Below are 13,266 nucleotides of genomic sequence, written 5' to 3'. Positions count from 1 at the left end.
CTTTGCAGAGCCGGCCTTGTTGATATTTCTGTGAAGCGCGTACGCAGATTTATCGGGTCAGATAAAGCTGCGAAATACGGTCTGTGATTTGTCTGAACGCTTCATCCAGACGGTCAGAGTCCGGCACGTCGATATAATCTTCAGGTGCGCTGGCGCATGCGCGCAGCAATTCATCAGATCGTTCATCTTCCAACGACACGCGGATTGTGAAAATGCGAATGCCTTCATCCTTGGCATTTTCGCAAGCCAGCAAAGTGCGCTGGTCCATTGTGTCCATGATATCTGTCGTATCATACCTGCGCGGAAGCCCTTCCAGACGGTCATTCTCCATATAGCCATAGGCTGAGAAGTCCGACCCACCTGGGTGGTTTTCACGCGCTCTGACTACATTATTGCCATCCGACAGAATGATCATAACCTTCTGGACGCTATGCGAATAGCGGTCGCCTTCAGTAAACGGAGCGGACGGCGACAGGGCATGATAGCCCCAGACGGTACCCTGCGCGATGTTCGTGGATCCTTGCGCACTCAGGCTGCGGATACTGTTGCGGACAGTCTGAAAATGTGTTGTCAGCGGCAGAATTGGCGACATCTCACAGCTAAAACTCGGGCCAATTTCAGTGTCGACATCGCTATAATAGTCATAGTCACGATGGATGGAGACGTCATCCCAGTTATCCGGGTTGGTCGGATCGTTGCCATTGCCGTTATTACATTCCTGACCGCGGCCTTCGCCGTCATCGTCACCGTCTTCGCAGTCATCATCATCGTCGTCATCTCGAAGGATGGAACGCAGCAAGCGATTTGAGATGCCGTCAATGGTGGCAAGAATGCTTTCAGGTACGCCGTATTTCACAGGATTACCGACATTGAGGAGATCGGACCCGAGCGAATAGCCCGCATCATCGATATAATTGTTTGGGTATTCTTCAAACCAGCGATAGCGCGAATCCGGCTCATCGGGGTGGAATAGAGGCACGAAGAGAGTCTCCGGACGGTTCGCCCGCGGCCTCGTATCGCGTACATCATGCGGCGCCGGGCGCGCCATAACGCATCCCTTCCACTCAAACCCCATATGCTCATAGAGGTCAAAACGGTTGAGACCTTCTGCGAGATTGTCCGCATGCATCGGGCTGTCTGCACCAGAATCAATCCAGTTGGCTTCGATATTATCAAGCCCAACATTCACATAGGTGGCAAAGGGCACAAGGCCGATTTCAATATCGCCGCGGCCATTATCCAGCTCGCTGAGAATATCGACCATATCCAGCGCTGCATCCTGCATGGATTCAAGCTTGGTCATAGATTGGCCAGAAGGCGTCGAACGCATGGAACCTGTGGTATCAAGCACCATGACCAGTTCAACGGCTGTCAGGCCGATCCGGACAGATGCCGTACGGTTCACATCAAGATCATTAATGCCAATCAGGCCAAGGAAAGCGGTATCGACGTGACCATTGACCGTCGCCGTCAGCTCGTCACCCACTTTGACAACCTGAAAACTGTCAATGTCGAGATTGAGATCCTGCATATGGTTCTCGAACCAGACGAGCGCTTCGCGCGTCAGCTGGGCGTCGGTTTTGTCCTGTGCAGTACCGGCAATCGCGAGCAATGCAGCATCAACCGCATCCTGCGCGAGCCCTTCACCACTACGCTGCCTGGAAAAGTCGATCGCTCCGCCCATCAGTACGACAAGCGGAATCAGGCATAGCGCGAAAATCATCGCGACATTGCCTCGACTGTCCTTCAGAAAATTCTTCATTCGCGAACTCTTCATCCTGTTGAGTCCACGTTTAACAGTAAAAGAAAATTACTTTGGAAACATATGCTTCCAAGGTTTAGATAGTCTGTTAAGGGCTTTTTAAGCCTCCACCAGAGTTCCTTCGCACTTCACACATACACGCTAAGCGTGCATACAAGTCAGATCGCTCAAGACGTTAACGCGAAAGCACCTTACCCGGCGTCACCCTTCACTCTCTTAAAACGCGGAATCCCAAGGAGTTAGACCGGCTGTTCGGCGAGAAAACGTCTTCAACATTGCCGCGCAGCTGAACCGGCCCCGTGACCCAGGATCCGCCCATAGCAACCCTACGGTTGCACTCATCATCGCGGCAATCACTGACCCATTCAGCAATATTTCCGTAAGTAGATGACAGAGCGTTACCGCTCGCAGGGCTTGTGTAAGGCTCACCGTCATCGCAGTTCAGTAGCGGTGTCTGCAGACCTTCAGCCCCGAGAGACTGGTCAGCCATATTGGCGCTGCACGCCATCAGGCCCGGTGCTGGCGGCCCCGCCATTGCCGTCCATTCCTCGGCGGTCAGCAAGCGATAGGTTTCACCGCTTTCTGCGCTCAGCCATTCTGTGTACTGGACCGCCTCATCGTAAGAGATACAGCTTGCCGGTGAGGCATCTGTCACCGGATAGCCGGGCTCAGCATAGCTTGCGTCAGAGGTATAGCCCCAAATGCTTTCGCTCTCGATACGGTGCGTGAAACAACCTGTCGGCGCACTGCGGTTTGTCGCGGTCAGATAGCGACCGAATTCTGCCACGCTGATTTCATGCGCAGAGACAGAAACCTCAGCGAGACCCGGCGCGGACACCATGACCGGACAGGTTTCACAGTCAGTATCAACCTCGCCCGCTGCTTCCGTGTCGGTTTCTGCCAACTCTGTTTCATCGGCCTCCGAGGTATCTTCTTCAGGCGGATCCGCATCCGGCGTGGTTGCATCCCCTTCATCGGTGACGTCGACATCGCCTTCAGTTTCGCCCGCGGTCTCATCTGAGCTCGCGTCCGTTTCTCCCTCAGGCGCGGGATCGCTTTCAGCCTCGGAGGATGTGTCCTCTTCAGAACCGGCCGCTTCATCAGACTCAACAACCGGGTCGCTCTCTGTTTCAGCCTCCGGTGCCTCTGTCTGATCTGCCGCGTCCGGAACGGTTTCGGCGTCTGCCTCAGTGTCTACATCACCAACTTCTTCGCCTTCTGACGGCGTTGATGCATCAGCTTCAGTGTCGACCTCTGAGCCAGCCTCGTCTTCTTCAGTCGCATCCGTTTCGGGCGGCGCTTCTGTGACTTCAGGCGAGCTTGTATCATCCTCTGGCAGAACCTCAGTGTCTGCTTCTGCAAGCACGGTCTCAGCGCCAGATGTATCTTCCTCCGCATCCGCCTCGGCTGCCTGAATGCGGGCGAGCGCATCGTCCACATCGTCAACATGGCGTGCAAATGTCGGCGGCGTTTCGCCATACATGTCCTGCATCGTCAGATACGCATCTTCTGTGTCGCGGGCACGCGCCGTCACCCAGGCTTCACTCTCTAGCGTGATCCAGCGGGCTCGCACCTGCGCACGCAGCACCGGATTGTTCTCTACCGTTTCATAGAAAGTGAGAACCGCATCAGGGTCCTGTTGGTCCACTGCCAGCCATGCTGAAACGATTTCCGGCAGCTCATCTTCCGGCTCAGCCTGCACGGGCTCGCTGCGAACCTCTTCAGAAGGGGGCGTCGCTTCATTTTCTGCATCAGCGAGCGCGACTTGTTCATCAGCCGGTTCGCCAGTTTCGTCCGTGACGTCATTCTGCGCGAGAACCGGAGGCGCATCATTCCCGCCATCATTCAGCAGGAAGACCGGTATTGCGACCGCAACGATCAGGAAGATCGCCGCCAGCGCAGCGATCAGCCGGCCATTCGTCTCCCAGAACTCACGTCGATAGGATGTTGAAAGCCCTGTCGCGCCTGTGCTTTCGCCCTTGGCTGGCACGGCAGAAAACTCTGCCGCCTTAATGAGCGACCAGATGCTGTCCGGCCGCGCGTCAGCTGACAAAGACAAGCCCTGTTCAAGCGCTTTGAAGAGCGCGGGATCGTCATCAAGGAATGTATCCAGCATCAACATGTCGAGCGGATCGTCCCGGCCCTCGGCAACAGCCTCAAGGCGCTCCTGCGCAGAGACCGGAACCACACCTGTGATCAGCTGATAAAAGCTCGCAGACAGAGAATATACATCACACCATGGGCCGATCCGTCCGGCCTCGGGGCTGACAAATTCCGGCGCCAGATAGGGTGTGTTGATCGGATCAGCAAGCGTCGCAGGGCCTTCGCCGGAGCAATATTCCAGACGGTCCGGATGCGTGATCGCAAGTTCACCACTGTCCAGACGGCGGATCATATCCGGCGCGATCTGACCGTGAACAAGGCCCATCTCGCCCAGCTTCTGCAAACCCGGCTCCAGTTCATCCAGCAGAGAACGAACAAACCCAGGCGACAGCTTGCCGTCGCGCTCCTGCATTGTCTGCAAGGTCTCGCCGTTCGGCCATGGCGTCACAAGGTAAACCGTGCCGTTCTCTTCGACCTTCTCAAAACCTTTGACGATGCCCTTTTTGCGGACATCGAGGTACCGGTTGATACGGTCAGCCTGATGAGACAGCGCGCGCGCAAACTCGACTTTCAGCGCACGGCGCGACGGCGTCACTTCATTGCGACGGCGACGGCTCAGCGTTGCAGGGAAAAACTCGCGGATATAGACAAGCGGCTTGTGCGAAATGCCATGATCTTCGCCGACATAGGTAACGCCAGAATCGTCCTGATACTGTTCAGCCTGAATGACATACCGTCCAACTCTGGTTCCGGGGCTGAGAGTTTTACGAGCCATTCCGCCTTACCTGCTGTCATGCTCAGTTGAGTGCCAGCGCGCCTGCAACTCCACCGGTATTGGTGGTGATTGTTTAATTAACTAATTGTTTACGAGAAACCGCCCCGCCAGAGCAAGTAAACTCGCCATCAAGGCGAGTTCGTGGCGCAGTCGCAAAAGCTCCCAACTGCACACTGCGCCAATCTGGCACTTTCGCCCACCGTCTGCGGGATGTAAGTCTAAGCAAACCCGTTTAGTTAGTGTATCTCGCTATATTCGAGATCAACAGATTGTCATCTGACTACCAAGAAACGTGAAACGGGATATGTTCGGGGAAACAGGCCCGCAAACAGATAGAAGGCTCTTAGATGCTTGCTGAAGTTGGACAGATTTTACTTCTGATATCACTGGCACTTTGCCTTTTACAGGGCGCGTCTGGCATTTGGGGCGCACACAAGCTGAATGGCAGACTGATGACCTTCGCGGACAGAGCAGCGCAGGCGCAGGCTCTGTTTCTGATTACCGCCTTCGTTATTCTTATCCTGCTATTCTGGGCGTCTGACTTCTCGGTCCGCCTTGTTGCTTCACACTCGCACACCGCTAAGCCATGGCTCTACAAACTCTCCGGCGCATGGGGAAACCATGAAGGCTCCATGCTGCTCTGGGTGATGATTGTCGCCCTGTTCGGCGGCGCGATGGCTGTGTTCGGACAATCGCTTCCTGCAACGCTTCGCGCCCGCGCCATCGGCGTCCAGGGGCTGATCGGCCTCGGTTTTCTTGGCTTTCTCATTTTCACCTCAAACCCGTTCGAGCGTCTGTCTCCTATTCCAGCTGACGGCTCCGGTCTGAACCCGCTTCTGCAGGACCCTGGTCTCGCCTTCCACCCGCCATTTCTTTATCTCGGCTATGTCGGCTTCTCGGTCGCATTCTCGTTTGCCATCGCCGCCCTGATCGAGGGCCGTGTTGATGCGCTTTGGGCCCGTTTTGTACGCCCATGGGTGCTGGCGGCATGGTCCTTCCTGACGCTTGGCATCGCGCTAGGCAGCTATTGGGCGTATTACGAGCTTGGCTGGGGCGGCTGGTGGTTCTGGGACCCAGTCGAGAACGTTTCCCTCATGCCATGGCTGGCCGGCACAGCTCTTCTCCACTCCACACTCGTGGTCGAGAAGCGCAACACCTTCATGAACTGGACGCTCCTGCTGGCGATCGCGACCTTCTCGCTCAGCCTTGTCGGCACATTTATCGTTCGCTCCGGCGTTCTGACGTCTGTCCACGCCTTTGCTGTAGACCCTGAGCGCGGTGTCTATCTGCTCGGCCTTCTGGCGATCGCCACCGGCGGCGCGCTTTTCCTCTATGCCACCCGCGCGGCCAAGATCGCCTCAACGACGACCTTTGATGCCGTCAGCCGCGAAGGCAGTCTGGTCCTGAACAACCTTCTGCTTTGTGCCGCGACGGCGACCGTCTTCATCGGCACATTTTATCCGCTCTTCATGGAAGCGGCGACCGGCGACAAACTCACCGTTGGCCCTCCTTTCTATGACAAGACGTTCGCGCCGATCATGGTCGGCCTGATCTTCTTCATGGCCTTTGGTCCGTTACTCAAATGGCGGATTGATGACCCGAAGCGTATCGTAAAACCACTCCTGATGATTGCGGGCGCAGCACTGCTGATGGCGGTTCTGACCGTTATGTTCGGCAAGACGGTCTGGGGCGCGGCTGGCATGGCGCTCGGCGTCGGTCTGATCGCTGGCGCGCTGATCTCCTTTGGCGAAAAAGCCAAATTCGGCAAAGCGCCGCTCGCTAGTTCTCTCAAGCTTATGGGCCGCCTGCCCGCTGCCGCTTACGGCTTCCTTCTTGGCCATGTCGGCCTTGCTGTCACTGTGATTGGCATTACGGGCATGAGCGTCTGGGCACAGGAAGAGCAGTTCGTGCTTAATCCGGGCGAGACAGCCAGTGTCTCCGGCTACGAGCTTATGCTGGTCGATGTCTCTGAATCCGAAGGCGCAAACTATGTGCGCCAGAGCGCGCAGGTGAACATCTTCCGTAATGACGTTGAAGTTGCCCGCCTGCATCCGGAACGCCGCTTCTATCCGGTCGAGCAAAACATGACGACCGAAACCGCGCTCGATTACGGCGTATTCCGCATTCTCTACACCGCGATTGGCGAGATTACAGAAACCGGTCTTCAGGTCCGCTTCTATGTGCACCCGCTCGTCAGCTGGATCTGGATTGGCTGCATTATCATGGCCTTTGGCGGCTTCATCTCGCTGACAGATGCCCGCTTCCGCGTCAGCGCCCCGCAACCGAAGGTGACACACAACGCCGCGTCCTCTCTGGCGGAATAGGAACCCGACATGTCCTGGAAATCTTACCTGCCATTTGCACTTTTTGTGGGCCTGATCGCCGTCTTCGGTATTGGCCTGACACTGAAGCCTCAGGAGCTTCCGTCCGAGTTTATCAATGAGCCCGTCCCGCAATTCGAAATCGCCAACCTGTTTGAAGGCGAACCGAACGTAACGTCCGAGACGCTCACCGGTGAGTTCACCTTGCTCAACGTTTTCGGCTCATGGTGCCGGACCTGCATTATCGAGCACCCGTATCTGGTGCAGCTGAAAGAAGAGACCGGCATCCGCATCATCGGCCTCGACTGGCGCGATACGCGTCCGGCAGCGCTGGAATGGCTCGACCGCCTCGGCAACCCGTATGACATTATCGGCTTTGATGAGCATTCAGAGGTCGCGATCGGTCTTGGCGTGACCGGTGCGCCGGAAACTTTCCTCATCGATCCGGAAGGCATCATCCGCTACAAGCATGTCGGCGAAATGAACCCTCAGATCTGGAATGAGGTTTTCGTTCCCCTTATCGAGAATTACACGCCACCGGCAGGTGCGGCATGATCCGTTCGGGTTTGCTCGTAGCCGTCTTGATCCTTACGCCTGCTGCCGTGGCCGATGCAGAAGCGACTCTCTCTGATGATGACGTTACCGCGCGGATCATGGCCGTCGCGCAATCGCTCAACAGTCCTCTTGTCGAGGGGCAAACACTAGCAAGCTCGGGTACCGAATTTGCCGCATCCGCCATCGAACTCATCGAAGAGCAGGTCCGTGCCGGACAGAGCGATGACGAGATCAGAGAGTATTTCCGCCAGCGTTACGGCTCAGCGATGGTGACGCCCACTGCCAGCCAGGAGGCCGACAAGTAATGCTACGCGCACTCTTTTTATCTTTCGCCCTCCTATCTGCATCTGCGGCCTTTGCACAAAGTGCAGAGCTGGATGATGCTACAGTCGAACAGCGCACCGAGGACATTTCCCGAACCCTGCGCTGCGTCGTATGCCAGAACCAGTCCATCGCTGACTCTAATGCGACACTGGCTGAAGACATGCGCCGCCTCGTTGAAGTACGCGTTCGCGCTGGCGACACTGATGATGAAGTGCGCGCCTATATGCAGACCAATTATGGCGACTTCGTTCTGATGAGCCCGCCGGTGAAACCGACAACCTATCTACTCTGGTTCAGCCCGCTGCTCATCGTTGGCGGCGGCCTGATCTGGTATGTCATGTCTGCGCGCAAGCGTGCCGCTGAAGCGACCGAAACTGAACTTGGCGATGAAGACCTGTCGGCGGAAGAACAGGCCCGCCTGCAAAAGCTTATGGATGAAAACGCCTCCTCATGATGACACTTGTTATTCTGGCCGTCCTTCTGGCCCTCACACTTCTTGTTGTGATGTCGCCACTTATGCGTCCGTCCACGATCACAGCGCGTGCTTCGCTCAATCGCGAGCTTGAAGCCAGCAAGACCCAGCTCGAACAGATCAAAGCCGAAGTTGAATCCGGTTTTCTCGACGAAGATGGCGCCAGACGTGCCCGCCGCGCCATGGAGCGCCGCATTCTGAAACTCGGCGAGCGCCTCGATGCACTGGATAAAAAAGGCGACGAACCTGCTCTCGCCAACTGGATCCGCTATTCTGTCCCTGCCGTGATCGTTCTTGTCGCCGGAGGCGGCTACGCTCTCGTTGGCCAGCCATTTTATGAGCGCAATGATAGCCAGCCACCAGCCGAAGCAACCAATGCGCTGGTGGAGCTATTGCAGAACGGTACTCCGGAAGAAATCGAACGCGTTCTGTCCGCCCGCCTCGCCGAAGAGCCGAACCCGATCGCCTATATGGTGCTGGGCCGTGTACAGATCGAACAGGGTAAATTCGATGAAGGGCTTGCCTCTTACGATGCTGCGCTCGAACTGACGAACAATGATCCGCGCATCGTTGAAGAGCGCCAGATGGTTGTCGATTATATCGCTCAGGCCCGCGGACAGGCACCAAGCTCTGCTGCGCCGGACATCTCTGATGAACAACGCCGCGCGATCACATCCATGAGCCAGGAAGACCAGCAGGCCCAGATCCGATCCATGGTTGAAGGTCTCGCGATCCGCCTAGAGGATGATCCGGACGACCTGACCGGCTGGCTTCGTCTTATCCGTGCACGGACTGTTCTGGGAGAACCGGACGCTGCAGCAGAAGCACTGGCATCTGCACGTGCGTTTTATGCTGGAAATGCTGAGGCAGAGGCACAGCTTAATACGCTCGCAGCGGAGCTTTCACTCCCTTAATGACATTCTTGTAAGGAAACAGCTTACCGGCTTGTCACCGTAGCTTTGGGCGGTTTACGTTCCGCGCCACGGAAATCTGGCATTTTGATTTCGCATCTGGAGTATTTCATGAAACGTTTTGCACTGGCATCAGTTTGCCTTCTTGCAATGTCTGCACCGGCAATGGCTGTCGAAGGCATGTTCACGCCGGACCAGCTCCCAGAGATCGCCGACGATCTGCGTGAAGCAGGTCTTGAGCTTGATCCAAACACGCTGACAGACCTGACCGCTTTCCCTATGGGCGCTGTTGTATCGCTCGGCGGCTGTACAGCTTCTTTCGTCTCCCCTGAAGGTCTGGTCGTGTCGAACCACCACTGTGTGCGCGGCTCTATCCAGTACAACTCTACTGAAGAAAACAACTATCTGGCTGACGGCTTCCTGGCTGCCGACCGCGCAGGCGAAGTTCCTGCTGCGCCGGGTTCCCGCATCTATGTAACAACCGAACTGACTGACGTCACAGAACGCGTCTACGCAGCCGTCAACGAAGACATGACGGGCACAGAGCGCTATGACGCGATCGACGCAGCACGCAAAACAATCGTCGCAGAGTGCGAAGCCGAAGCCGGCTACCGCTGCAACGTCCGTTCTTTCTTCGGCGGCCTCCAGTACAAGCTGATCAAGCAGATGGAAATCCGCGACGTTCGCCTCGTCTACGCACCGGGCGACAATATCGGTAAATATGGCGGCGATATCGATAACTGGATGTGGCCACGCCACACCGGCGATTTCGGCTTCTACCGCGCTTATGTCGGTCCAGACGGCCAGCCAGCTGATTATTCTGAAGAGAACGTTCCATACGAGCCGGAACACGTTCTGGAAGTCTCTTCTGCAGGTCTTGATGATGGCGACTTCGTCATGGTCGCGGGCTATCCGGGCAGCACATCCCGCTATGTCCGCCTGATCGATACAGCCCACACATTCGACTGGTACTACCCGACATGGATGGAAGTCAGCCAGGCGACTGTCGACACAATCATGGACGTTGCGCCGGAAGGCTCTGACGCCCGCATTCGGTACGAGTCTCGTCTTGCGGGTCTCAACAACTACATCAAAAACCGTGGCGGCCAGATTGAAGGCGCGCGCCGTGTGGGCCTGACAGATCTGCGCGCTGAGCGTGAAGCGGCTCTGGACGCATGGATCGCAGAAGATCCGTCCCGCGCACACTTCGGTGAAGCGATTGCGGCGCTTGATGCGCTGTCAGCTGAATCCAACGCGAATGACGAGCGTGATTTCTGGTACAACTACGCGACCAGCCCGACACACCTCGGCACAGCTTACCGTCTCTATCGCCTTGCGAATGAGCGCGAGCTTCCAGACGCAGAGCGTCGCAGCGGTTATCAGGACCGCGACATGAACTTCTTCACACAAAGCATGCAGCGTATCGACCGCCGTTATGATGCGACCGTCGACATGGCCATCTGGCAGCGTATGCTCGAATTCTACATGAATGCGGGTGAAGAGAACCGTGTAGCTGTTCTCGACGAAGCACTCGGCCTTGGCGACACTTACAACGCTGACGAAGTCGCTGCGATCATCGCGCCTTATTATGAAGGCACGACTCTGGGCGACGCGGAAACGCGCATCGCACTGATGGACGCAAGCGTTGAAGATCTCGAAGCACTCGACGATCCGTTCATGCAGCTGGCTATCGCGCTCTATGAGTTCGAAATGGAAATGGAAGCACGCGGCAATGAAACAGCTGGCCGCATGAATGCTCTGCGTCCTGCTTACATGGAAGCGATCATCGCATGGCAGCGCTCTCAGGGCGAAGTCACTTACCCGGATGCAAACTCTACTCTTCGCGTAACTTACGGTTCCGTATTGGGCGGCTCTCCACGTGACGGCATGGCGTACCTGCCATTCACGACGCTGGAAGGCATTCTGGAAAAAGACAGCGGCATCGCACCGTTCGACGCACCGCCAGAACAGCTCGAACTCATCGAGAACGGCACATACGGCCCGTACGAGCTGGAGAGCCTCGGCTCTGTTCCGGTCAACTATCTGACAGACCTCGACTCTACAGGTGGTAACTCCGGTTCTGCGACGCTGAACGCACAAGGCCAGCTGGTTGGTCTTCTGTTCGACGGCACAATCGAGTCAGTGAACTCCGACTGGCACTTTGACCCGCGCGCAACACGTTCGATCCATGTCGATACACGCTACATGCTCTGGGTCATGGATTACGTGTCCGGCGCGGATTATCTGATCGAAGAAATGAACGTGGTCGGCGAATAAGCTAACCCGCTCATTTGAGATACCTGAAACGCCGCTTCGTCATGGAGCGGCGTTTTACCTTGCATGACAGCGCGCCTTGATTAGATTCAATTTATGTCCAATTCAAACGACGTCCTGATCGCGCTGCGCCAGATTACGCGCGCCATTGACCTGCATTCAAAAAAAATGGTGCGGGAAATCGGCCTCACTTCACCGCAACTCCTCGTCATGAAGGAGATCGAGCTTCAGGGGCGCGCTAAGCCGTCTCAGATCGCAAAAGCGGTCCACCTCTCGCAAGCGACCGTGACCTCAATCATCGACCGCCTCGCGTCCGCAGGCCTGATTGTTAGAGAACGAAGCAATGAAGATAAACGCGTTGTTTATCTGACCCTGACCGCGACCGGGAAAGAGAAAATGGCAAACGCACCCGACCTGTTGCAGGCGGGTTTTATCGAGCGGTTTTCAAAGCTTGAAGAATGGGAAAGGCTGCAGCTGATCTCGTCGCTGCAGCGCATTGCCGGAATGATGAATGCAGAAGCGCTGGACGTTGCGCCAATTCTTGAAATCGGCGACCTCCAGCACTCTGATACATTCTAGTCGAGAGAGACTTCATCGACCTGCAGAACGTCGTCTACAGGCTGGTCCCAGTTGAGGTGACGTTCTTCCAGAAGAATAAGGTTCTTCTGGTTGATGATCACGTCACTGGCTTTATAGCCCAGCAGCTCTTTAGGCGTTTTGTCCTGGTTCAGCGCCAGAATGAGCGCTTCCTGTGAGCCGAAATTCGTCAGGCCACGCGCAACCTCAAGACCGTCCTCGTCGAAAATATGAAGGACGTCGCCCTTACCAAAATCGCCCTGAATAGACGCAACATCCTGCGCACGCACACCAATTTCGCCGGAACGGATGTCACGTGCCGGGTTGTTCCGCACAGTGATTGACCCTGCCATGTTAAGACGGTCCGTCAACCAGACTGCCCAGCTGGACGCAGGATCTTTCTCCGCCACGCACTCGGTATAGCGGCGCTCGCCATTCAGCACGGCAATAATCGGGCTGTCGATTTCACCTTTTGCGATAAGCGTCGCACAGCCTGCATTCTGCGCCATGTTCGCAGCCTGCATTTTGGTCATCATACCGCCGGACCCAAGCGAACTCGTAGATTTGGTAACTTCCAGATATTCGGCAACATCGTGAACTTTCTCCACAAACTGCGCACCTTCCTCTTCCGGATTGCGGTCATAAAGGCCGTCAATACTGGTCAGGATGAGCAGCTTTGATGCCATGAGCATCTGCCCGACCTTCGCTGCGAGACGGTCATTGTCGCCCACGCGAATTTCTTCGGTGGTGACGGTGTCGTTCTCGTTGACGATCGGCAGAATACCGCGCTCGAGCAGACGTGTAATTGTGTTGCGCGTATTCAGGAAACGACGGCGATTCTCAAGATCTTCTGCCGTGATAAGCACCTGCGCGATATCAAAGCCGTACTCGGTAGCGACTTGTTTATAAACGTTCAGAAGGTAAGGCTGCCCCACAGCTGCTGCCGCCTGCTTATCCTGTACGCCTGCCTCTGCAGGATCCAAGTCAAGGAGTCCCAACCCGAGCGCGACTGATCCGGAAGACGTCAGAACGACCTCTTTTCCTTCCTGTCGCAGTGCAGCGATGTCTCCAAGCAGCCCGTGAATAAATGCATAGCTTGGGGTCAGATGCTCTTCATTTACCAGCAGGCTTGATCCGACTTTTACGACGATGCGGTTTTCAGCAACCAATACTTTCTCCTCAAAGTTTCTTGC

General features: G+C 56.1%; 10 protein-coding genes. 7 read left to right on the top strand and 3 right to left on the bottom strand.

What is annotated here, in order from left to right; genetic code table 11:
* Nucleotides 1-49: 49 nt before the first annotated feature.
* Both G523_RS0106510 and G523_RS0106505 read right to left on the bottom strand, forming a co-directional pair.
* Nucleotides 50-1,762, bottom strand: a complete 1,713-nt coding sequence (locus G523_RS0106510; protein WP_022694229.1) for a TadE/TadG family type IV pilus assembly protein — start codon at nt 1,760-1,762, stop codon at nt 50-52.
* 208 nt (nt 1,763-1,970) lie between these two features.
* Complete coding sequence (locus G523_RS0106505; protein ID WP_022694228.1) at nt 1,971-4,640, bottom strand: SUMF1/EgtB/PvdO family nonheme iron enzyme; 2,670 nt, start codon at nt 4,638-4,640, stop codon at nt 1,971-1,973.
* Between the two features lie 347 nt (nt 4,641-4,987).
* Here G523_RS0106505 and G523_RS0106500 point away from each other — a divergent pair, with 347 nt between their 5' ends.
* The 7 genes from G523_RS0106500 to G523_RS18310 all read left to right on the top strand — a co-directional run bounded on the left by G523_RS0106500 (nt 4,988) and on the right by G523_RS18310 (nt 12,076).
* Nucleotides 4,988-6,964, top strand: coding sequence for a heme lyase CcmF/NrfE family subunit (locus G523_RS0106500; RefSeq protein WP_022694227.1), 1,977 nt, complete (start codon nt 4,988-4,990; stop codon nt 6,962-6,964).
* Between the two features lie 9 nt (nt 6,965-6,973).
* Nucleotides 6,974-7,516, top strand: a complete 543-nt coding sequence (locus tag G523_RS0106495; protein ID WP_022694226.1) for a DsbE family thiol:disulfide interchange protein — start codon at nt 6,974-6,976, stop codon at nt 7,514-7,516.
* Nucleotides 7,513-7,821, top strand: a complete 309-nt coding sequence (locus G523_RS0106490) for a cytochrome c-type biogenesis protein (RefSeq protein ID WP_022694225.1) — start codon at nt 7,513-7,515, stop codon at nt 7,819-7,821. Before G523_RS0106495 ends, G523_RS0106490 begins: the two co-directional genes overlap by 4 nt.
* Nucleotides 7,821-8,294 carry a cytochrome c-type biogenesis protein gene (locus G523_RS0106485; protein WP_022694224.1) on the top strand — a complete coding sequence of 158 codons (474 nt, stop codon included), beginning with the start codon at nt 7,821-7,823 and terminating at the stop codon, nt 8,292-8,294. The genes G523_RS0106490 and G523_RS0106485 overlap by 1 nt, the downstream gene beginning before the upstream one ends.
* Nucleotides 8,291-9,226, top strand: coding sequence for a c-type cytochrome biogenesis protein CcmI (ccmI, locus tag G523_RS0106480; RefSeq protein WP_022694223.1), 936 nt, complete (start codon nt 8,291-8,293; stop codon nt 9,224-9,226). The genes G523_RS0106485 and ccmI overlap by 4 nt, the downstream gene beginning before the upstream one ends.
* 108 nt (nt 9,227-9,334) lie before the next feature.
* On the top strand, nt 9,335-11,500 hold the full coding sequence (locus G523_RS0106475) for a S46 family peptidase (protein WP_022694222.1): 2,166 nt from the start codon (nt 9,335-9,337) through the stop codon (nt 11,498-11,500).
* A 93-nt stretch (nt 11,501-11,593) separates the two neighbouring features.
* A complete protein-coding gene (locus G523_RS18310) occupies nt 11,594-12,076 on the top strand; it encodes a MarR family winged helix-turn-helix transcriptional regulator (RefSeq protein WP_022694221.1) in 483 nt (160 codons plus the stop codon).
* On the opposite strand, the gene proB is transcribed toward G523_RS18310, so the two are convergent.
* Nucleotides 12,073-13,242, bottom strand: a complete 1,170-nt coding sequence (gene proB, locus G523_RS0106465) for a glutamate 5-kinase (RefSeq protein WP_022694220.1) — start codon at nt 13,240-13,242, stop codon at nt 12,073-12,075. The genes G523_RS18310 and proB overlap by 4 nt on opposite strands.
* Nucleotides 13,243-13,266: the final 24 nt, after the last annotated feature.

This window comes from Ponticaulis koreensis DSM 19734 (assembly GCF_000420665.1).
In the GTDB taxonomy this organism is placed as follows: Bacteria; Pseudomonadota; Alphaproteobacteria; order Caulobacterales; family Hyphomonadaceae; genus Ponticaulis; species Ponticaulis koreensis.
The sequence above is the reverse complement of the archived record's forward strand: the minus strand, read 5'-3'. Positions and strand labels throughout refer to the sequence as shown.

Excerpts from the sequence above, each read along its gene's own strand:
- G523_RS0106510 (WP_022694229.1), bottom strand. The coding sequence starts at position 1,762 with ATGAAGAATTTTCTGAAGGACAGTCGAGGCAATGTCGCGATGATTTTC.
- G523_RS0106505 (WP_022694228.1), bottom strand. The coding sequence starts at position 4,640 with ATGGCTCGTAAAACTCTCAGCCCCGGAACCAGAGTTGGACGGTATGTC.
- G523_RS0106500 (WP_022694227.1), top strand. The coding sequence starts at position 4,988 with ATGCTTGCTGAAGTTGGACAGATTTTACTTCTGATATCACTGGCACTT.
- G523_RS0106495 (WP_022694226.1), top strand. The coding sequence starts at position 6,974 with ATGTCCTGGAAATCTTACCTGCCATTTGCACTTTTTGTGGGCCTGATC.
- G523_RS0106490 (WP_022694225.1), top strand. The coding sequence starts at position 7,513 with ATGATCCGTTCGGGTTTGCTCGTAGCCGTCTTGATCCTTACGCCTGCT.
- G523_RS0106485 (WP_022694224.1), top strand. The coding sequence starts at position 7,821 with ATGCTACGCGCACTCTTTTTATCTTTCGCCCTCCTATCTGCATCTGCG.
- ccmI (WP_022694223.1), top strand. The coding sequence starts at position 8,291 with ATGATGACACTTGTTATTCTGGCCGTCCTTCTGGCCCTCACACTTCTT.
- G523_RS0106475 (WP_022694222.1), top strand. The coding sequence starts at position 9,335 with ATGAAACGTTTTGCACTGGCATCAGTTTGCCTTCTTGCAATGTCTGCA.
- G523_RS18310 (WP_022694221.1), top strand. The coding sequence starts at position 11,594 with ATGTCCAATTCAAACGACGTCCTGATCGCGCTGCGCCAGATTACGCGC.